The following is a 21,208-nucleotide window of genomic DNA, read 5'->3' as shown; positions in this document are numbered from 1 at the left end:
CTCTAGGTCGTTACAATACTGAAAAAGAGCGAGGTCTCTCGCTCTTTTTGTATTGCTTCTTTTTTACAGTGCCGTCGCACTGGTTTTCATATGCAATTTCTTTGGAGGAAAGTGTGAAGAAAGCACTTGTCGTTCTTGCTATTATTATTGCTGCTACGTTTTCATGGTTTGCTTACCTGTCGCTGGATGCAGACAAACGAGACCAAGACGCAGCGCAAGTTCCGCTAATCACAGTCATGGAAATTCTTCACGCAAGCGATTTGCAGGAAGGGGTTAAGCAGGCCGTAAAAGATGAAAATCTCGAAGTCGTAGACTCTTGGATGGCACAAGCCCGTGAAGTAGGGCAGGCTGCCAACCTGTCATCAGAAGATATGGAATATCTTAATTCCGAAACTGCGAAAGATTACGTTGTATTCAATGCTAAACGCCAGTTGTACAACGAAGCGTTTGAAGCGCGTTATTATGCGTTGGAAGAGGTAGAAACGCTTAAAGAGCAATATCCGGAAGCCAAAGACTTGTTTCCCCGCACTGATGCACTGATTGAAAAGCGTGATACGATCATTCAACAAATTGCTGTAGCTATTTCAGGAAGCGAGCAGCCTGATGAAGCCGCGCTAAAAGAAGCGCGTGAGCAATGGTTAGCCCAGGCTAGTAAGTAGCCAAGTAACGCACTATCTCAATCTTTGTTCAATCTACTGAAATATCTGCAAACTTAGCATTTGTTAGCGTAGCTAGATCAGATGGGGCGAGGGCCACTTCTAAACCTCGTTTTCCGGCGCTTACATGAATAGTTTGCAGATTTTCAGCGCTTTTATGAATGACGCTCGCTAACCGTTTTTTCTGCCCTAATGGGCTTACACCACCAAGTACGTAGCCTGTTGCAACCATTACTGCATTTGCTTGCGCCATTTCTACCTTTTTAACACCTAACGCTTTGGCCATTTTCTTTTCGCTAAGTTTGGTGTTTACAGGGACCACGGCCACGGCAAGCTTGTTGTTATCTGTACTCACTACCAAAGTTTTAAAAACGGTATCCGCGTCAAGGTTTAGCTTCTCAACCGCTTCTAGCCCGTAAGATGCCGCATTTGCGTCGTGGTCATACTTTAATACCGTGTGCGCGATACGTTTTTTGGTAAGTAGTGTGATTGCAGGTGTCATTCAACCTCTTTTCTATAAAATGTTCGGCTGTATATGGGCTCATTGGGGAGTAACGGTGTAGCAGCGTGCGTTGCGTAGTCGTTAAATCCAGACGCGTAAAATTCTGAAAGCGGGTGTCCAGATTGTCCGCCAGGTAGCGTTAAAATGGCATCTTCTAGATGGCCAGGGCTGACAAAAAATCGCTCAGAGGCGCCGAAGCTAGGTGCCTGTACGGCGGGCATGTATGTATCACCAAACCCCTCCACTAGCTGCATGTTTAACATGTTACCAACTAGCGGAATTTGATCGGCAAATGGATGTTTCACAGACAGTGCGTTCACTTTGCCCCAAGCTAATGTTTCCATATTAGCTTCTACCGGTGAATACTTGTCTAATAACTTGTGTTTGGCGCGCCTGTAAGCGTCTACAAGTAGCTCGTCAAAACTTTCAATATTGGCAGGCAGCCAAGATTCAGGCTGACTATGAATAAGTTGCCACACAGCTGGTTCAATGCCACGTAACAGTGTACGACTGTTTACACCTTGTTGGTCTAATGTTGAAAGCACGCCTCCAAAAAGGGTTTGTACTACTTCTTGCCTAAAATATTTTACCAGGGTGTAGCCAACCGAATCTTCACATGCGCATTCGTCCCAAGTGTTTAGATACGCAAGGTCTGGCTTAAATTCGATATCTTGCATGTTGAGCAGCCCATATAAAAGGTGCTGCCAAGGAATAAGAAAGCGGGCGTGATTATCTAACTGAATGGCGTAAAAATCAGTCTCCGTAAAGGTGTCCTTTTCAAATAAGCGGTCTCTTATTTGTTGCCCGCGAGCACCTAGCGCATAACCACCGTCGCCCCAGATTTTGAAGTCATCAGCTGAAATTACTCTGGCATTCGCAGTCCATATTCTTCCCATATCGGGGTTTAAAACCATGGGAAGCTTTAGTGCACGCTTTGGTGTTATGTTCACTGCTTCTTGCTCTGGTATAGCGGTGAATGAAGCCTGTTGCCTTTCCATCACCGCGCCACCAGGAAGCCATACAGCGTTGCCGCCTTCATCCACAATTACCAGGTTTTGCGTGGGGATAGCAATGCGTTGGCCTATCTTTATTGCTGTTTGAATATTTTTGGCGGTGCCGAAATTTGTAATGTTCAAATTGGCGGCAAACGGATGATGCGCTACCCAATTTAGTGCATAGCGCTTGCCATTAAGTTCTTTTACTGGCCCATACGAACTTACTTCAAACTCAAATGTATGTTCATCGTCAGGTAAAGGAATACGCTCTGTTACCGTGCTTGTGGGCGTTGTTTCGTCTAACTCAATCCAATCTACATTGTCTAAATTTGCATTGGTAAAACCCCAAGCGATATGGCCGTTGGTGCCTACAACTATGCCAGGAATGCCCGGCAGGGAAACCCCGGTTACTTGCACATCGCTGCCTGATTCTTGATAGTTTAGCTGGGCGCGATACCAGATGATGGGAACCCGCAATCCTAAATGCATGTCGTTCGCTAAAAGGCCTGCGCCTGACGTGGTGTGACTCCCGGTTACCGCCCAGTTGTTGCTACCGATATCAGGAAGCTCAGTACCGTTGTATTGTGCACGGGCGATAGCCGTATTGTCGTTATCGTTTAGCTTCTGGGCAGATTCGTCCTCAGGCTCTCGCTCAAGGCTCTCGTCGTTACTATCTTCTGGTGAATGAGTAATTGGGCGTAGCGATGCAGGGTAGTCAGGAATAGGAGAATCAAGCAGTGGTATCTCGCTGGCATCTAATGCTGCCTGATAATTGCTCGGCTGAGTAATGAAGCTGTATAAATCGTCCCCAAATGTTGAAAGCAGTGCCTCTCTTGCTAAATCAAGTTCTACTTGGCTACCCTGCAAATCCAAATACATACTGTAAATAACCAGAATACTGTCAGTGGGGCGCCATTGTTTTATATCAACGCCTGCAGCTAGGTATTCAAAAGGTGACAACGTATACTCAGACAATGCGTCATTTACGCCATGGGCGTAGCGTACGAGTAGTTCTTGTTGTTTTGAGGGGAGGTTATCGAATACGGCTTTAGCTCGTTTCTCAAATTGATGAAAGCGGGCTTTTTTATCAACATCTAGGGCAATGTCCCCCACCCATTGTGACAAACTGCCTGATGCGGCACGGCGTTGTAAATCCATTTGAAAGAAACGATCTTGCGCATGGGCAAAACCCAGTGCATAGGCTGCGTCGAAAATATCATTGGCTATAATAACAGCCTGGCCTAGTTCGTCACGGCTTAGCTCAGTAGGTGCATTCACGTGATAAGTGGCACTGTTTCCGTCAAGTGCAGGTAAACTAAGACGAAGCGATGTATACAAGCCTAATGCTGTCAACAAAAGTAATGTTAAAACACTTAAAACCAACCACTTGAACCAATTTATCACGTGTAAAACTCCCTATTTTTCTCTATCCTAACTACAGAAATTGCAAATTTGAAGTGATGTTTTATGACACATACTAAGGCGGTGCTGTGGGACCACTAATGTTGGACTGTCAGGCTGAAGAACTTTTGCCTGAAGAAAAGGAAAAATTAGCACACCCGGTGGTGGGAGGCGTAATCTTATTTAGCCGTAACTATCACGACAAGCGTCAGCTCTCGGCGCTGGTTCAAGATATAAGACGCTTTGCGAAGCAACCGGTGTTGATTGCCGTTGATCATGAAGGAGGCCGCGTTCAGCGTTTTCGTGAAGGCTTTACTGCCATACCAGCAATGGGCGATATTTTAAGGCAGTCAGAGCATCAAGATGAAAGTGCTGCTTACGCAAAAGCGTGTGGATTAGTATTGGCTTATGAACTTAAAACTTTAGATATCGATTTTAGCTTTGCCCCAGTGCTTGATATAAATGGTGTATCGCAAGTTATTGGTGACAGGGCATTCTCAGACAATGCTGACGACGTTATTCGCCTTGCCGCTCATCTAATCCAAGGTTTAAAAGCCGTAAATATGCCAGCTATTGGAAAGCACTTTCCTGGGCATGGCAGTGTAGCGCCAGATTCTCATGTAGCGTTACCCGTCGATGAACGCGAATTTGATGAAATACGCAGTACCGATATGGTGGTCTTTGAACGCTTAATTGAGCGTGCGTTACTTGATGGCGTTATGCCTGCCCATGTTATTTATAATCAGGTGTGCGATAAGCCTGCGGGTTTCTCAACTAAATGGCTGCAGGATATACTTAAACAGGATCTAGGCTTTGGCGGTGCAGTATTTTCTGATGATTTGTCCATGCATGGCGCAAGTGTCGCAGGAAGTTACATTGAGCGTGCTGAGGCAGCGCTAGAAGCAGGTTGCGACATGGTACTTGCCTGCAACAATCCACAAGGGGCTGAGACTATCCTTGATGGATTGGAAACGCGCTTTGCTAACCTGTCTAACAATGATTTACAAAAGCAAGAGCGCGTTATAGCGCTTTATGACCGTGTTATGCCTGCAGGGCTAAAAGATAAATACGACAGTGGGGTTGAGCTGGTGAAGCGCTTAAGCGAACGGTAGTTTTTATAACTACCGTTTTTCGTTTTCTGTTTTTAATGCCGGCCGCTTAAACTGGTACTTCGTCTACGCCAGCTTCTATATTTATAAATCGTGCAAAAGTGAAGAGAAAATCGCTTAAGCGATTTAAATAAGCATGTACCACTTCTGGCACGTCATAATGTTTAGATAGGCTAATGACCGCACGTTCAGCTCGCCGGCACACAGCACGACAAACATGAGCTTGCGCAGAAGCCTTACTTCCGCCAGGCAGTACAAACGACGTATTAGGCGGCATTTGACGGGTAATATTGTCTATAAGGCTTTCTAGGTTCTCAATATCAGTTTGCGTCAGCGTTGAGCTTGCTGAAATAGCAAAGCCAGCTTGAAACAGGTTGCGCTGAATGTCTTGGAGCATTGGCTTATGTTTGTCAGTAACATGCGCTGCTAGTAGTCCGATATGGCTATTGAGTTCGTCCATATCACCGTAGCTTTGTACTACTAAATCATCCTTATCTACACGTACGGCTTTGTCAGCGTAAATTTGTGTGCTGCCCTTATCACCAGTGCGAGTGTAAATCTTCATAAAAACCTAAATCTCTCTATCAATCGCAAATGTTGTTTTTTGTTTTTAAAACCAAAGTGCTTACAGCAAGCGGTTACTCAAATCACTCGCTAACGTCAGGGCGGTTGTAGCGACGAATTTGTACTACAAAACCAAACAGCGGGTGGTCGAAATAATGCAGTTGCGTACTGATTACACGTCTTTGTTCAGCTAACGGAACCGAAACCAGCTTGTATTCTGTTGATGTCGCTTGACGAGGCTTAGCGGCATTGCCTGAGCTATCATCTTCACTGCTGAAGTAGCTTAGTGGCACCGGCTGGCGATAAAACATCTCACTATCAACATGAAGGTAGGGTACGCGGTTGATATATTTAAGAAATACTTTGATAGTGCCGTCAATTTCCCAAATAGGTGTTCTTAACGAAGCATCTATAGCGTCATCTTCACCTTGCTCTACAATCATCGGCGTATCAAGCGCTTTAAATGCGCCATACTCTATAGCCTGTGGGTTTGACAAACGGCGGTTCAAATCGGCAAAAATATCTGAAACAGCAATAAATTGATCAGTGTCTTGCGCTGCAATTTTATCAGCTTCAAAAGCAGTACCTACATCACTTAGGCTGTTTTCATCTGTGCCCGAGGTATAATTGCTATTGTAATCGGAAAGAGCGGCGGTGGAGTCATAACTAAATTCTGTAGCAGAATTGTTCGGCTCCTTATCTGAGCTATTAGCTAGTTTTTGCTCTCGCATATCACCGTTCATATCAAACTGCTGCGCGTAGTTTTGCCCACCATAAAGGCGCACATTGAAAGCTTTGTTCTTACCAAACATAACTGGCTGACGCCAGGTAGCGTGGAACAAACGCTCTAGCTCGCGATTAGAACGTATTTGGCGAGAAATTGAAGAGAGTGCTTGCTGATTATTGGTTAGCAGATGCGCTTTTGAAGCAAGCGGCCAGTCGTGCCCTTCAATAATAATAGGTAAACTTGCTGGAGCGGGTAGCCTATTATCAGGCTGATTCACCTTCCATACGATTACAGGTTGAAGCGCGCTGCTTCTAGACTTACTCTCGCTTATCGAAACGCCTGAGTTTAGTTCGTCGTCGCTTGGAGCAACAACGTTTAGTGCAGTGGTTACTTCAGCGCTAAGCCAAGGCTTGGCCTCTTCACAGTACTTAATTGCAGGCACCGTGATAGGCGACGTATCTTTTACGCCGAAGAATGACGTCCAATAGCTGGCGATGGTTGCAGCATCAGGAGCGGGTGTAGCGTCGTCAGTGATGATCCCCTCATTTGAGTAGTCAAGGCTATCGCTATAGTCGGAGTCTGTTGCAGAATAAGTAGCGCCATACTCATCGCCATTAATGGCTTCGCTTTGTGCCTGACTCGCTTCGTCCGGTGTAAGAGATGGCTCATTGGCTGTTAAGCCGGATGTTTCATTGTATCCATAGCCCGCTTCTTCAGAGTAAGAGTTAGGAGACATGTCACCGTACTGCGAACTGTTATCTTTAGGCAGCGACAAAAAATCTACATCCTTTGCGGGCACGCTCAAAAGTCCGTTGCTAGGCCACTTAACCGATGTATCAGCGCCGCAAACGGCTAACCCTTGTTTTAGATAGCTTATATCAGGCGAGATGATATCGCTGATGATGTCTGCCTGAGCGCGAGGGGCTGACAAGTTGTCAGCCAAAGAAAACTGCTCTTCTAACTCAGTTAGTGCCACGTTGCGCTTAAACGCAATAACTTCCACATCGAACCACCAGTTGTCATTGGCGTTAGCTGCAGTTGAAATTGTCGTTAAGAAAACGGCGCTTATTGATGCAACTAACGGGCACCAGCGAGATAACTTCATGTTACCGCGACTCCTTTGCAAAATCGGCAATAATATCGCTAATAAACGCGATGCGCTCTTTAGCTGTTTCGGTCTTTTTCACCAAACGCAGTTTTTGGCTTCCTTCAAACTTAAAGGTGTTTGGTTTGGTTTGCACCAAACTAATAATATAGCCTGGGTTAACCTTAGTGGTTTCTTTAAACTCTATGGTACCGCCTTGGGCCGACAAGTCTACTTTTAGAATGCCTAACGCCTGGGCTTTTAGTTTAATTTCAGCTACTTCTATTAAGTTTTTAGCAGGCTCTGGCAATAGACCAAAGCGGTCAATACATTCTACCTGGAATTCATCAATGTCGTCTTGCGACGTACAGCTGGCCAGACGTTTATATAGCGATAGGCGAGTGTTAACGTCGGCAATATAGTCTTCAGGCAATAGGGCTGGAATACGCAGTTCAACTTCGGTATGGCCCGAGGTCGCGTCGTCTAATGAAGGCTCTCGACCTTCTTTAAGCGCGTTAACGGCTTTATCGAGCATATCCATGTACAAACTGAAACCGATACTCGCTATTTGCCCCGATTGGTCGTCGCCTAACAGCTCACCGGCACCACGAATTTCTAAATCGTGGGTAGCAAGCGCAAAACCTGCACCTAAATCTTCAAGCTGTGATATTGCTTCTAATCGTTTTACTGCATCTTTGGTCATGCGCTTTGGATGCGGCGTTAATAAGTAGGCGTATGCTTGATGATGCGAACGACCTACACGGCCACGAAGCTGGTGAAGCTGCGCTAAACCTAAATGATCGGCTCTATCCATAATAATGGTATTCGCACTTGGTACGTCGATACCTGTTTCAATGATGGTAGTACACACAAGTACGTTGTAGCGCTGGTGATAGAAGTCGCTCATTACGCCTTCAAGTTCGCGCTCGCGCATTTGGCCGTGACCCACTGCAATACGTGCTTCCGGAACGATTTCAGCGATTTCTTCAGCCGTTCGCGCAATGCTATCCACTTCGTTGTGAAGGAAATAAACCTGCCCACCGCGCAGAATTTCACGCATAATGGCCTCGCGAATAACGGCTTTACTACGCTGCTGCACAAAGGTTTTAATTGATAAACGACGGGCAGGGGCTGTGGCAATAATCGATAAGTCGCGCATGCCTGATAACGCCATGTTAAGCGTACGAGGAATTGGCGTAGCGGTTAACGTTAAGATATCTACATCGGCACGTAAGGACTTAAGTTTCTCTTTTTGACGCACGCCAAAGCGATGTTCTTCGTCGATGATCACCAGCCCCAAATCTTTGTATTTAATATCGCTAGATAGCAGTTTATGTGTGCCTACTACGATATCTACCTTTCCTTCGCCGATACGCTCAACCACAGATTTTTGCGCTTTACCGCTTACAAAGCGGCTCATCACTTCAATTTCAAACGGCCACGCAGCAAAGCGGTCTTTGAAGTTCTCGTAATGTTGCTGAGCCAGTAGGGTAGTGGGCACCAAAATAGCCACCTGTTTACCAGCATTAGCTGCAAGGAATGCCGCGCGCATGGCAACTTCGGTTTTACCGAAACCTACGTCACCGCAAACGAGGCGATCCATAGCCGATGGACTGCCCATGTCGTGCATAACCGCAGCAATGGCTTGGGCTTGGTCAGGCGTTTCTTCAAAGGGGAAACTGTCTGAGAACGCTTGGTAGTCGTCCCAGTTAATTTTATACGCAAAACCTGGCTTAGCTGCGCGGCGGGCATACACATCTAATAGCTCAGCGGCTACGTCACGAACTTTTTCGGCGGCTTTTTGCTTGGCCTTTGTCCATGCGTCAGAACCTAGGGCGCTAACTGGCGCGCTGTCGGCGTCGCCACCGGTGTAGCGTGAAATTAAGTGAAGCGAGGCCACAGGCACGTAAAGCTTAGATTGCTTGGCATACTCAATGCACAAATATTCGGTTGCTACGCCGCCCGCGTCCAATGTTTGAAGGCCTAAATAACGGCCAACACCGTGGTCGAGATGCACCACAGGCTGACCAATAGAAAGTTCGGCCAGGTTGCGGATAATGGCGCTTTCGTCGGTGGCGGTGCGTTTATCGCGAAGGCGGCGCTGGCTTACCTTTTGCCCTAATAGTTCGGTTTCGGTAATGAATAACAGCTCGCCTTCCTGAGTTTGCCAGCGGAAACTGTTATCAACCATACCCACGGTAATGCCAATGGCGTCGTGGCTTGCGATAAAATCGCTAAAGCTATCAACAATCTTTGGCTTGATGCCCGCTTTGGCAAGTACCGTAAGCAAGCCCTCTCGGCGACCTTGGGTTTCAGCACAAAACAGTACTTTAGCCCCGTTGTCAGTGGCTTGATTTACCGTTTTAATGAGTCGCTCAGCAGGTACTTTTTTCTGCGAGTTAATCGCGATGTCGTCAAGCTTTTCGCATTGAAGGTTGCTAGTACCTGATTTTTCTTCAAGTACCTTGCTGGAAAGAGATGCACGAGGCCACTGCTTTATGGCACCAAATAGCTCATTTATAGGTAAAAATAGCTCGTCTGGTGCAAGCAGTGGACGGGCTAAGTTATAACGATACTGCTCGTAACGTTCTTGTACGTCGGCCCAGAAAAACTCGCTGGCGTCTTGCACATCACCGTGAAGTAAAAGCAGGCTTTTAGGGTGGAGATAGTCAAAAAGCGTAGCGGTTTTTTCAAAGAAGAGGGGAAGATAATATTCCACACCGCTCGGCATGGTGCCCTTGCTTACCTGAGAAAATACGCTTTCAGATGCATTGTTTGCGTCGAACTTTTGTAAAAACTGCTGGCGGAAAAGCGTGATTGCTTCTTTGTCTGTAGGAAACTCTCGTGCTGGTAGCAAGCGAATTTCGTTTACTGCCTCGCCAGAGCGCTGGGTTTCAGTATCGAAATAGCGAATGGAGTCGATTTCGTCATCAAACAAGTCTATTCGAAATGGCTGGTCGCTTCCCATCGGAAAAAGGTCGATGATGCTACCGCGCACCGAGAATTCGCTGTGGCTCATTACCTGACTAACATGCAGGTAGCCGGCTTGTTCGAGGTTACGTCTAAACTGATCTCTATCTAAGGTGTCGCCCTTATTTAGCATAAGCAGGTACTTTGCTAAATAATCGGTAGGAGCTAAACGCTGCATTAACGTATTAACAGGCACTATGAATATGCCTTCGCCTTGCTGTGTAAAGCGGAACAGGGTTTCTAATCGCTGAGAAACAATGTCTTGATGGGGCGAAAACGAATCGTAGGGCAGTGTTTCCCAATCTGGAAACAGGGTAATAGGTGTCTGCTTTGTATTATCGCTTAGGAAGAAGGCTATTTCTTTTTCGAGCTTCATTGCCGACGGTGTATCTGCGGTAATCAGTACAATAGGGCCTTTGTATTGGCTGAGTGCTTGGCTGATACATAGTGCGGCACTGCTGCCTTGAAGTTGGCCCCAGTGTTTGTGATCTTGTGATGAGGCTTCTTTTTTAGGCGCAGGTAATGGAAGCGATAATAAAGTGGCTGTCATGACGTCCTGTTTTTTAAGTGCAAGATGAGTTTTACGGCTTATATACTGATGTTAGGGTCTATTCAGATCCCGCTTTTTTTTCTTTTGCCCGCTTTCTTAGCTGTTGCGTTTGAATATGCAAGCTAGCGCGAACCAAAAGCTCCTGGTCTTGCTCTCGAATGGTGTTAAAAATAAAGGCAATATGGTAACTATCTTCAACTTGCTCGCAAGTAATTACTTCGCCGTAACAAAAAATTGCTGCTGCTTCGGCATCCAAGAAAAGTTTAAGTTCCGCCTTAGCACCCACGTCCAACGCTTCTTTTGACTCGATGACCACACCTCCACCACCGAGCTTTACGGTTTTGAAGCGAAACTCTGGTTCGTCTTGCTGGTGTAAAACGAATGACATCATCAAATCGATTTTTCGTGCCTGATGGTTTAAGTAGTCAGCCAGCGACTCAGCGTGGTCACTTAGATTGCGAAGCGGGCGAATTGCCTGTGCTTCTATAGCGGCCATTTCGCTGGCAATGCGAAATGCATAGGGCATCGACTCTTCCAAGTTCTCTTCATCAGGTACTATTTCGTCCGCGCCTAACGGGCGCACATTGGCGTTTATGCGATGTGCGATAGAAAAATACTCATCGAATTGGGCTTTTTTTTGTTCTAGGCTAAGTTCGCTCACATCATTCCTCTGCCACTAATTCTTGTGCAGTTAGTAACTTATAAGTAGTATACCGTTCACACGTAGTATACCCACTTTACTATTTTGGGGTTAACCCGTCATCTCGTCTTTGGGCTACTTATCTGAATTATTCATTCATTAAGCATAGCTAAATGTAAGGCAGATTACCGTATTACTGAAAAGCAAGGCGCTATGTTTTATCCTCTTTCTGCATTCATTGCTTATCGTTATGCCAAGTCTAACAAAGCAAGCCAAACCAGTTTTGTTTCATTTATTAATCGATTTTCAGTGGCGGGCATCGCACTGGGCTTAATGGCGCTTATAATCGTTGTATCTGTGATGAATGGCCTGGAAGGGCAGCTAAAACAGCGCATCTTAGGCATTGTCCCCCATATCGAAATTACAAAGACACCCATCATAAGCGAGAGTCCTAATGGGGCATTCAACGAACAAGAAGTGACAGAGACACCTCCGCAAACGACAGAAAAAAACCAAGCTCTTACTATAAAGAAAATTTCAGAGACACCTATTGAAGGCGTTGTTGCCACTATGGCTTACAGGGAGGCTGAAGCAGTAGTGCAGTCTCGCTCGGACTTGCGTGGCGTTCAAGTTCACGGTGTTCAACCTGACGTAATGATTGAGCACACATTGGTTGCAAATCATATGGAGCAGGGGCGATTTAGCGATCTAACCAAAGGAAGTTTTGCAGCGATCATTGGGCGCTCGCTTGCCATAAAACTTGAAGCACGAGTAGGAGATAGATTGCGTGTCATGGTGGCTGGTGCAAGTGTGTATACACCGTTTGGAAGAATGCCAAGTCAACGGCTTGTAACCGTGGTGGGTGTATTCGATATGGGGTCACAGATGGACGATAAGGTGATGTATATGAACCTTGAAGACGTTAACCGTTTAATGCGAGATCCTAAAGGCAGCGAACAATCCTTTCGGCTATTTTTAGATGACGCTTTTAATTACCAAGCGGTTGTGAGTGCATTAACAGATAAGATGGGTGTCTCTATAAACAATATCAGAACGTGGCGAGAGCGTCAGGGGCCGCTATTCGATGCGGTTAAAATGGAAAAGAACATGATGACACTTATGCTACTGCTTATTATTGCGGTGGCGGCATTCAATATCGTTTCTGCACTGGTAATGGTGGTAACGGAAAAACAAGGCGATATCGCAGTACTTCAAACCCAGGGTATGTTACCGAGTTCAGTAATGTGGATTTTTGTGTTAAATGGCTTATTCAATGGCATTAAAGGTGCGGGTGTTGGACTAATTTTAGGCGTGGTAATTACCCTACAACTCAACAATATTTTAGATCTCGTTGGCTCGCCTTTAGCCTTAGCGGCAGACGGAAGAGGGTTGCCTATCGAAATGGATATGGTGCAAATCGCAGGCATTACTTTGTTGTCTTTGTTATTGTGTGTTTTGGCCAGCGTATACCCAGCGCGCAAAGCGATGAAAATTGCACCATCTCAAGCGCTTCAAAACGAATAAATCGCTGAATTTACCGTGCAAGTTAGTGCAAAATTCACTATACTCGCGGTCTTTTAAATTTTGCCCAGTGAGACGTCATGAATAAGAATTTTATCACCTCGCAATCGCTTCTACAGGATTCCTTTCGCCTAGCGGCAAAGGTGTATGAAGACGGCTTTCGCCCTGACTTTATTATTGGTATCTGGCGTGGTGGTGCTCCCATTGGTATCGCGGTTCAAGAATTCTTTGAATTTAAAAATACGTCAACCGACCATATCGCAGTACGTACATCGTCTTACTATGGAATAAACAAACAATCGAAAGAAATCCGCGTACACGGATTACACTATTTGGTCGAAAACGCGAATGCGGATGACAAGTTGTTGATTGTTGATGATGTTTTTGATTCAGGCCGCAGTGTTGATGCCCTTATTAAGCAAATCAATAAATTGATGCGCTTGAACATGCCAAAAGACATTCGTATTGCATGCCCATGGTACAAGCCTCAAAACAACACGACAGATATCGTGCCGGATTACTACGTGAACGAAAGTGACGAGTGGTTAGTTTTCCCTCATGAAATAGCAGGGTTGTCGGAAGAAGAAATTCGCGAAGGCAAAGGCGAACTAGCCGACGTTATGGACATACTGTTTAAAAAGTAATTGCTAAGTGGCTAAGAAAAGCGACTAAGAATTACTGTCAAATGTATCTAAACCGCACGTTTGTGCGGTTTTTTTGTCGGCTAATTTTATCGGAAATGTCAACGTAAACTCGGTGCCTACATTTACCTCACTTTCAACGCTGATTGTTCCTCCCATCGCTTCGACAATTGAAAAAGAAATATAAAGTCCTAGTCCAGTGCCTTTGCCGGTCGGCTTAGTGGTATAAAAGGGCTCAAAGAGCTTTTGAAGAGCGTGTTTCTCTATTCCGCAGCCTGTATCCTTCACTGAAACAATTGTATTGTTTCCATCCTCAAATGAAGAAATGGTTAGTTTGTCGCCGTCTTCCATTGCTTGGGCAGCATTCACAAACAGGTTCACCAAAACTTGGTTTAACTTTCCGGTTTTTCCTTTTATTAAGGGTACGTCAGATAGGTGCTGTTGTATTTTTATTCGGTGCTTCAACTCACTGTTCACTAGTCGCAAGGCATGAGCAATACAGTCGTTGACATTGATGGTTTCATCATCAGCAATATCCGCATCATGAGAAAACGAACGAAGACTGGTGATAATGTCGGTAACTCTATTTAGACCTTCCTCAGACTCGCTACAGATATCAGCAATTTCGTCGCTTAACGAGTCGATTCTATTCTGAGCCTGCCACTGCTTTGCGGCCTCCGCTATTTCAAACCTTTCATCGTCGCTTGTACTAGCAGCTAACTGCAAAACGATATCCTGCATCTGCGATAGCGCCGGTAGTACGTTTCTTAAAAAGTGAATGTTGCTATTTATAAATGCAACAGGGTTATTAATTTCATGGGCAACACCCGCGGCTAATAACCCAAGTGATGCCATTTTTTCTGAATCTATAAGGCTCTTTTCAACTTGTGCTTTTTCTTCTTTTAACCGCACGGTTTCAAGCGCCATAAGCTTTGCTTGCATCCCCATGGCCATTTGCGCAGTGAAGGTACGGTATCTATTGGCCATATCGACGTATTCTTGCGTGTAGTAACCCAATGATTGATGACAGAATACGATAACGGCGTGCTGGTAATGAACCTTAAATGGGCAATAGAGAACAGAAGTTACCGGTCTATCAAATAAACACAAATGTTGCTGCCATGTTGGCTGCTGTTGTATGTTGAAAAGCGCTACCGGTTCGCTTTTAACCGCGCGTGAGAGAGTGTCATCTATTTTCCACACCGTGTTGAGTAGAGGGGAGTGTGTACTGTTGATACACCTCATCTTACCGGCACTTTCATTTTCTAAAACAAAACAAACTTCATAATTGTATAGGCCTTTAAAAATGCTAAACATTTTGTTGTAAAGGCCTTGCTCATCTTCCGCAGTAAGCAGTGCTCGAGTACCTTCAAGTAAGGCGTCACTTTCTTTTTTGTGAGCTTCTGCCTGCTGTTTAAGTCGGTAAACAAGTGCTAGGTCTTCTAATACATTTTCGTAATCTTTATTCATTGGGAGAACACTACCGCTGATATCATGAGGTTGCCGTGTCTGTTCTTGCCATCTAAAAAGCGCCCCTGCTCGCCAAACGTGAAAGGGCCACAAATAGGTAATGAGGGAAACTTTTCTTGTAATGAGTACAGCATAAAATTGATTTCGTCTCCGACCATTAAGCGGCATCCTGCGCAATAGATCATTAAGACGCCAACGGGCTTTTTGCCCTCTGGTAACAGCATAATTGCATTGTTGATTACCCGCTCAGCGCGAGCGATGAGGCTAGAAATGCTCCCTTCCATTAGAACGAGCTCTTCACCTTCTTTTACTTCTGAAAAAACGTGTAGTGCGCCATTTGCATCTACAGAATCTGGATGACATAAAAGGTAATTAACAGCGCCGTTGTCTAAGGCTACGGGCCTGCCTAGCGGCGCGGAAGATGTTAGACCCAAAATTTGACCGCCATCCAACTGACTAGCGATAAGGTTACTTGTCGCTTCATTGTAAACTGCGCTAGCACGGTAATCGTTGAGTTGGTGAACTTGCCTCCCTTGGGCTTTGGTAGCTTTAAATACGGTCTCGGTGGGTTTGTATCCCGAACTGTAACTTAATCCCAATGGAGTAGACGGGTACATGACAGCAACGGCGACAGTTTGTGAGCCACATGATGTTCTTGTGATAGTGTTCCAATTGCCAGAAACCGTGTTGTCTGCCATTGAACCTCCGAAAATAGGAACTTGAGTTCCCACAACGCTCGCAAAGCCTTCGAGTATTTTTTCTTCATCTCCAGGCGGTAACGCACACCATATTAATGTCGGGCTTTCATACGGTCTCCCTGCATCATCCAGTGCGTGCTGCAATGCCTTGGCTCCCGCCTCAAATGAGCTACATTGCACTGAATCTGCGCTACCTACGCCAAAAGCTCCACCTTCATCAATCACACAGAACAGCGCTAAATTACACTCGGCATCAACAATGCCTTCGTCACAAAGTAAAGCTCCCCGGCATGAGCTGGATACAAAAAAGGGCGTCGCAAGGTTGTTAAGTGTCTGTCGCAGTTCCTGAAACGGTAAGTCAGCATTGCCGTAACCTATGACCAAGGAAGGTTTATTTTTGCTAAATAATGTATTTATTTCAGATGCAATAGCAGATGCATCGTCACACTTCACCGAGAACGTTTTAATATACATTTGGCCCTTACCACTCAACCATACTCCCTAATAATAGATAGAAATTAGAAAAAGCTTATTAAACATTAGTTGAAGTGTAGTAAGAGAGGAGAGGACTGTGTTAGTAAAGGCCTAGTTGTCGAGATAAAACTTGTCGTGGAAGGTGTACACCCAAGTAGGCTGATAAATAACTAAAAGAGTAATGGCCATGCCGTTTAGTAAAGCTTCAGGAAATACCAAAAGTGGTATAAGCAAGACGTAATTATCAAAGATGATATCCCAAGAATAGGTGCCCTCTATGTAATAGAACGCGCCAAGAAAGAGGGTTTTTAACGCAATAGATAGGGCGGCAGGGAAAAAAGCGCATACAAAAATGTACACGAAAAGCTGTCGAGGGATACGGTGAAAGGAAAGCATATAAAAAAGGTAGGTTATGCTTATGGGAAGAACTGTGCCTAGCAGAGCGTTAACTCCAAAGTTTTCCCACGTCCCATAGCCCACCGCATTTGCACCTAGCAGCGCGCAAAACGACGCTATAATGGCGTTTCTGAAGCCAAGCATTAAGGTCAAAACTGATAGGCCTAGAAAATGAACATCTAAGCCCTCAAAAATTCCAGCCTTAAACAACCAGAGAACGAAAAGCGAAGCAGCAGTTCCAAAAATGAGATGTTGCTGCTGCTTGTTACGGGCGAAGTGAGTGAAGTCAACATGTCTAATTGCGCCAAGTAGAAACGCGCCGTAAATAAACAATGTTAGCAATTGTAGTGAACTCACTTGTACTCCCTAATTAAGGCCAGAACGGTGCTAAAAAGCGCGGTCTAACCTTTAAACTCGGCCCATATAGGGGCATGATCAGATGGTTTATCGATGCCTCTAAGTTCATAATCGATTCCAGCGTCATGAAGTTTCGCGTGGAGCGATTTTGTGGCCAATATCAAATCTATGCGAAGGCCTCGATTGTCGTTGAAACCCTTCGAACGATAATCGAACCATGAAAATCTGTCGTTGGTTTCTGGATTTAGTGTGCGAAAACTGTCTTCAAAGCCCCAGTCAATGACTCGGTTTAACCATTCGCGCTCTTCAGGTAGAAAGCTGCATTTTCCTGTTTTTAACCAACGCTTGCGGTTTTCTTCACCGATGCCGATGTCCAAATCTGTATGAGAAATGTTCACGTCGCCCATGACAATTACCTTGTCATCTGGCGTGTGGTTTTCATCTAAATAGGTCATTAGGTCTTTATAAAACTTTCTCTTAGCTGGATATTTGGTTTCGTGTTTTTCATTTTCGCCTTGAGGGAAGTAACCATTTAATATAGTCACTGGATCGCCTGCATCATCCGTGGTTTTCAATATGATCATGCGACGTTGTGCGTCTTCCTCATCAGTGGGAAAACCCATAGATACTGAAAGAGGCTCTTTTTTTGCCAGAAATGCAACGCCGTAGTGGCTTTTTTGGCCGTGAAAATAGACGTGATAACCCATGGCCTCAACAGCTTCCACTGGAAACTGCTCGTTGTGAACTTTTATTTCCTGTAAGCCAATAATATCTGGCTGGTGGGCGTCGATAACTGCCTGAAGTTGGTGCAAGCGGGCGCGAATGCCGTTTATATTAAATGAGATTACTTTCATGCTTTTTTTGTAGTTGTTTCAAATTTGAATTGAGTTTACCAGAAACCTGACGACCGCTTAACGGCGTTTTGCCATTATTGTAATGCATTCAGCCGATTGGCTAGATTAAGTTTATTTATAGCTAAGAGGGAGCTAGTGCGGTGGCACGGTTACTTTCGAGAGCGTAAAACTATTCACGTCTATAGTTCACGCTCGGTTTCATGGCGCACCAGTGTTGGGTTAGTCGAGGTGTTACTTCCAAGTGATATCAAAAACTCAAACCACGTATTAGCGTCTTTTACTGTGTCTGAGACAAAGCGTTCATTATCTAAACCAAGCTCGGTCAAAAGTGATTCGACCTCTTGTTTAAAGGACACCCATGATTTAGCACACCCTGACATCGCCTGATAATACTCGGTAGGAATATTTAACGCCGACGCTTCTAACCTTCTAACTATAATATTCGCGCCCATTGACGAACCTAGCCACACATAAATGGCGGCAATGGCTTGGCTGGTGGCGGTGTTGAAGTTAAAGCACGAATCCTTAGTGTTAAGGTTGAGCGTTGCAACTTCTTCATTATTACTACTACCCACAGGAGAAAGGGGGTTATACGCGTTTGGGTGGGGGGCTTTGCTAAATGCATCTGTAGGTAGTGTCAAGGATGACAACGCACGGGTGTCATTGCTAAGTGCTAATAGAACTTCTTCTCTGTTGATCATTGATGCGACGCGGCCAATCGCTGGGTTTTGTAATACAGCCTGTTCTACTGCTTCCACTGTTGTTTGGTGAAAAACCCTCATAATCTTAAGAATGGCAAGGTAATCCTCATCATTAAACACGCTGTCTTTGTGGTACATCGAAAAGGGAAACGTGTTTTCCAAAATGGCGTGGTTTGCATGGGTGTCTTGCTTAAGGGCTGTAAATAGATTGCGCATGAGTTAAAGATCTTTGCGTTGTAGTTTTTTGAGCTTTTGATGGTGTGTTTTAACTTTATCACGGGTGCCTTTGTAACGGGAATTAAATCGTAAATATATTGCACACTTCATATATAGGACGGTTAACGTGGGGGTCACTTCCAGGCTGTCTGTAGGGGGTAGAGCAATAAGCATGGCGGTCTTATTGTGTATACTTTCTTTTAGTTGAAAGCAAACGTGAGTTTTTTCGCGCATTGCATTGCGCCCGTAACTGGTGAGGGTATACTTGCCGCAAAATTTGAGATAGGTGAAATTAAGTGTTTCCAGAAACAATTGCAGACAAGTTAAGCGATGTAGTCATTGAACAGGCGATGAAGCTTAATGCAGAAGACCGACAGGAGCTTGTTGTAAGCTACATTGCAAAAGCAAACGAAATTTGGATGATCCAAGGCAGCGAAGGTTTCGTTATGTTCGAAGGTGGTGAAAGCGTTCAACTCCCTGTATTCCCGCATCGAGATTTGGCTCAGAAGTTCGTAGATATTAATGAAATTGAAGGTCAGTGCGTAAATGTAGCACTTGATGAGTTTACGCAAACTTGGTTACCCGGCCTTACTAAAAACGGCGTTGAGCTCGTTATGTTCCCTACAACAAGTGATGTTGAAAATTTAGTAATGACTGCCGAAGACTTAGCGGCTGAACTCAGCGATAGCTAAGATTATGAGTTCGGACGAAGCTTTACTTCCTTTGGCTTCATCTTTAGCTGACGCGAAAGGATGGGATGCCTTTACCCGTACGCTTATGCTTGCGGGTAAATCGCTTAAGCCGCTTTCGCTAGACAAACGCACTGAAAAAACGGAAGTGGAAGGATGCGAAAGCCCAGTATGGTTAGCGTATTCAGATGAGCAAGACAGCTTAATGGCTTACTCGCCAAGTAAGGTTATCCGCGGCGTGCTGGCGGTACTGTTGGAAAAAGCTAACGCGTTAACGGCACAACAGCGCAGTGAATTTGACTTTGAACAATACTTGTCTCGCTGTCAGTTGGAACGCTATTTAAGCCAATCCCGCGGAAATGGTATTAAGTCAGTGATATCAAAATTAAAGGGTATCTAGTCGCTAAGTGGACTGCTAGCCCTTATTTATTCTTCGCTTCTATCCACTGACTCATATATTTACTTGCAGTAAGTGTCTGATGCCAAAGTAAGCTTTGCATAAATAATCCACTTCTATGCGTTTGAAGCGTCTGTTTTAATGTGACTATCTTTTCAACTAAGGGCATGTCTGGCTGTTTGCTTTCAAATGCGTTAAGCACAGTTTTCGTCATGTTGCTTGCCACTTCCCACTTTTTCTTATCGTTGTAAAGGTCCACAGCTTGAGTAACAAACTCTTGAATAGCCTCTGAGGCTGCCGTATCTGTACTGCAGATTGCGCCGGGCCAAATGGCTGATTGGTCAGATTCACTTTCTTTCGTGATATTTCCAAAACTGCTCGTGACTTTCGGTACAATACCTTCTGCGCCTATCCACGTAGTTATGCTTGGGGTAGCGCAGCGCATTGCATCGAGTAGTTTCCCCTTGATGCCTGCACCAAATCGCAAAGGGGCAATCAGCACCTTTGCGCTAATCATTACTGATTCCACACTTTCAGCCCAACCTTTTACTAAGAAACCTTGTTTCACATTGTGAAGTTGCGTGGCCTTTTTAGGGGGATAAGCACCATAAATATGTAATTCAGCTTTCGGTAAAGACTTGCGTATTGCAGGCCAAACACTTTGTTTTAACTGCAGCACCGCATCCCAATTAGGCTCATGACGAAAGTTGCCAATGTGAACAAAGTGCTCTCGCTGTTCAAACGGTAATCCAGGCGATATGGTTTTTCTAACAACTAGAGGGTGGTATTGCAGTTGTCGCCTAGGAACTCCGTAGTACTCTGTTAATAAATCAATTTCATTTTCTGAAATTACTAACGTAAGGTCGCTTCGAAGTACCGCAGCAATTTCACGTTGTGCAAGCTCGTTATTTAGTTGAGCAAGGCTAGCATCTCCACACTGCTTTACCGCTTGATGCCTTGCCTGACGCAGGCTGTGTAAATCTTCTGTATTCAACACGCGAAGTGCGTTAGGACACGCTTCTCGCACACGCCATGAAAATTGCTCTTCAGTCATATAACGATCGAAAATAACCACGTCTGGTTTTATATGTTCTATCAAACTATTAAATGAGCTGCAGTTAAGTGCGACAGGGTGTATCTCCACGCCCATGGCAGCAAGATCAGCTTTATGTTCGCTATCTGTGGCGGCAGTTAAAAAAGACACGTTGAAATTGGCTGATAAGCAGCTTTCGATTATAGAAAGCATATTTTGGCCCGCGGCCGAGGAGTTTGGCTCAGGCCACACGTAGCCAATAACTGCAATATTTAACATGGAATGAAATACAACTTTTGCTTCAAGAATTTAGCCCAAATAGGCACACTAAATAGAGACTAGATGCTACCATAAAACTTATTGAGTCATTACCAAAAGCTATTGTTCCTTAGAAATTCTAATTCTTATAGGTAATTCCCCTAAGTTTTTCTGTGTACTAGAATTATTAGTATGTAAAAAAAGGTGAAACGCTATAATACGCCCCTCTAAAAGACATGATGAAAACAGAGCGGCGCGTTGTCTCAGCGACGTAGCTTGAATGTTTCGCGGTTGGCAAAAATATC

At 44.9% G+C, this 21,208-nt stretch carries 18 protein-coding genes; 6 read left to right on the top strand and 12 right to left on the bottom strand.

The window, feature by feature from the left end:
* Window positions 1-113: 113 nt before the first annotated feature.
* Complete coding sequence (locus tag BGK61_RS11910) at window positions 114-659, top strand: hypothetical protein (RefSeq protein ID WP_076011203.1); 546 nt, start codon at window positions 114-116, stop codon at window positions 657-659.
* 28 nt (window positions 660-687) lie between these two features.
* On the opposite strand, the gene ybaK is transcribed toward BGK61_RS11910, so the two are convergent.
* Window positions 688-1,158, bottom strand: a complete 471-nt coding sequence (gene ybaK, locus BGK61_RS11905; RefSeq protein ID WP_075176376.1) for a Cys-tRNA(Pro) deacylase — start codon at window positions 1,156-1,158, stop codon at window positions 688-690.
* Window positions 1,155-3,557, bottom strand: a complete 2,403-nt coding sequence (locus BGK61_RS11900; protein ID WP_076026078.1) for a penicillin acylase family protein — start codon at window positions 3,555-3,557, stop codon at window positions 1,155-1,157. Before BGK61_RS11900 ends, ybaK begins: the two co-directional genes overlap by 4 nt.
* A gap of 98 nt (window positions 3,558-3,655) precedes the next feature.
* Here BGK61_RS11900 and nagZ point away from each other — a divergent pair, with 98 nt between their 5' ends.
* Window positions 3,656-4,666: a beta-N-acetylhexosaminidase gene (nagZ, locus tag BGK61_RS11895; RefSeq protein WP_076012881.1), complete on the top strand. Its 1,011-nt coding sequence runs from the start codon at window positions 3,656-3,658 to the stop codon at window positions 4,664-4,666.
* Between the two features lie 46 nt (window positions 4,667-4,712).
* Here nagZ and BGK61_RS11890 read toward each other — a convergent pair whose 3' ends face one another.
* The 4 genes from BGK61_RS11890 to BGK61_RS11875 all read right to left on the bottom strand — a co-directional run bounded on the left by BGK61_RS11890 (window position 4,713) and on the right by BGK61_RS11875 (window position 11,219).
* Entirely contained in the window at window positions 4,713-5,228 is a 516-nt protein-coding gene (locus BGK61_RS11890; RefSeq protein ID WP_049586488.1) for a cob(I)yrinic acid a,c-diamide adenosyltransferase, read from the bottom strand.
* Between the two features lie 82 nt (window positions 5,229-5,310).
* A complete protein-coding gene (locus BGK61_RS11885) occupies window positions 5,311-7,059 on the bottom strand; it encodes a CsiV family protein (protein ID WP_076012882.1) in 1,749 nt (582 codons plus the stop codon).
* Window position 7,060: 1 nt separating this feature from the next.
* Complete coding sequence (mfd, locus tag BGK61_RS11880) at window positions 7,061-10,558, bottom strand: transcription-repair coupling factor (protein WP_076026077.1); 3,498 nt, start codon at window positions 10,556-10,558, stop codon at window positions 7,061-7,063.
* A 58-nt stretch (window positions 10,559-10,616) separates the two neighbouring features.
* Window positions 10,617-11,219, bottom strand: a complete 603-nt coding sequence (locus tag BGK61_RS11875; protein ID WP_076011122.1) for a PilZ domain-containing protein — start codon at window positions 11,217-11,219, stop codon at window positions 10,617-10,619.
* A gap of 192 nt (window positions 11,220-11,411) precedes the next feature.
* Between BGK61_RS11875 and BGK61_RS11870 the strand changes: the two genes are divergently transcribed.
* Window positions 11,412-12,722 carry a lipoprotein-releasing ABC transporter permease subunit gene (locus tag BGK61_RS11870; protein WP_076011121.1) on the top strand — a complete coding sequence of 437 codons (1,311 nt, stop codon included), beginning with the start codon at window positions 11,412-11,414 and terminating at the stop codon, window positions 12,720-12,722.
* A gap of 77 nt (window positions 12,723-12,799) precedes the next feature.
* Complete coding sequence (locus BGK61_RS11865) at window positions 12,800-13,363, top strand: phosphoribosyltransferase (RefSeq protein ID WP_014949139.1); 564 nt, start codon at window positions 12,800-12,802, stop codon at window positions 13,361-13,363.
* Window positions 13,364-13,387: 24 nt separating this feature from the next.
* Here BGK61_RS11865 and BGK61_RS11860 read toward each other — a convergent pair whose 3' ends face one another.
* The 5 genes from BGK61_RS11860 to BGK61_RS11840 form a co-directional block, all read right to left on the bottom strand.
* A complete protein-coding gene (locus BGK61_RS11860) occupies window positions 13,388-14,830 on the bottom strand; it encodes an ATP-binding protein (RefSeq protein ID WP_076011120.1) in 1,443 nt (480 codons plus the stop codon).
* The gene (locus BGK61_RS11855) at window positions 14,827-16,002 is read right to left on the bottom strand and encodes an FIST signal transduction protein (RefSeq protein ID WP_076011123.1); all 1,176 of its coding nucleotides are present in this window, start codon (window positions 16,000-16,002) and stop codon (window positions 14,827-14,829) included. The genes BGK61_RS11860 and BGK61_RS11855 overlap by 4 nt, the downstream gene beginning before the upstream one ends.
* Window positions 16,003-16,113: 111 nt before the next feature.
* Window positions 16,114-16,755: an energy-coupling factor ABC transporter permease gene (locus tag BGK61_RS11850; RefSeq protein WP_076011119.1), complete on the bottom strand. Its 642-nt coding sequence runs from the start codon at window positions 16,753-16,755 to the stop codon at window positions 16,114-16,116.
* Between the two features lie 44 nt (window positions 16,756-16,799).
* Window positions 16,800-17,609 (bottom strand): exodeoxyribonuclease III, encoded by an 810-nt coding sequence (gene xthA / locus BGK61_RS11845; RefSeq protein WP_076011118.1) that lies wholly within the window; start codon window positions 17,607-17,609, stop codon window positions 16,800-16,802.
* Between the two features lie 179 nt (window positions 17,610-17,788).
* A complete protein-coding gene (locus BGK61_RS11840) occupies window positions 17,789-18,526 on the bottom strand; it encodes a heme oxygenase-like domain-containing protein (RefSeq protein WP_076011117.1) in 738 nt (245 codons plus the stop codon).
* A 296-nt stretch (window positions 18,527-18,822) separates the two neighbouring features.
* Here BGK61_RS11840 and BGK61_RS11835 point away from each other — a divergent pair, with 296 nt between their 5' ends.
* Both BGK61_RS11835 and BGK61_RS11830 read left to right on the top strand, forming a co-directional pair.
* Window positions 18,823-19,218 carry a DUF2750 domain-containing protein gene (locus tag BGK61_RS11835; RefSeq protein WP_076011115.1) on the top strand — a complete coding sequence of 132 codons (396 nt, stop codon included), beginning with the start codon at window positions 18,823-18,825 and terminating at the stop codon, window positions 19,216-19,218.
* A 4-nt stretch (window positions 19,219-19,222) separates the two neighbouring features.
* Window positions 19,223-19,615, top strand: a complete 393-nt coding sequence (locus BGK61_RS11830; RefSeq protein WP_076011114.1) for a SufE family protein — start codon at window positions 19,223-19,225, stop codon at window positions 19,613-19,615.
* A gap of 22 nt (window positions 19,616-19,637) precedes the next feature.
* Here BGK61_RS11830 and BGK61_RS11825 read toward each other — a convergent pair whose 3' ends face one another.
* Window positions 19,638-20,924 carry a glycosyltransferase family 4 protein gene (locus BGK61_RS11825; RefSeq protein ID WP_076011113.1) on the bottom strand — a complete coding sequence of 429 codons (1,287 nt, stop codon included), beginning with the start codon at window positions 20,922-20,924 and terminating at the stop codon, window positions 19,638-19,640.
* Window positions 20,925-21,208 lie beyond the last annotated feature (284 nt).

Origin of the sequence: Alteromonas abrolhosensis, from assembly GCF_001953635.1 — a bacterium.
Taxonomy (GTDB): domain Bacteria; phylum Pseudomonadota; class Gammaproteobacteria; order Enterobacterales; family Alteromonadaceae; genus Alteromonas; species Alteromonas abrolhosensis.
Note: the sequence above shows the minus strand (reverse complement) of the source record. Positions and strands in the feature narration are given on the sequence as shown.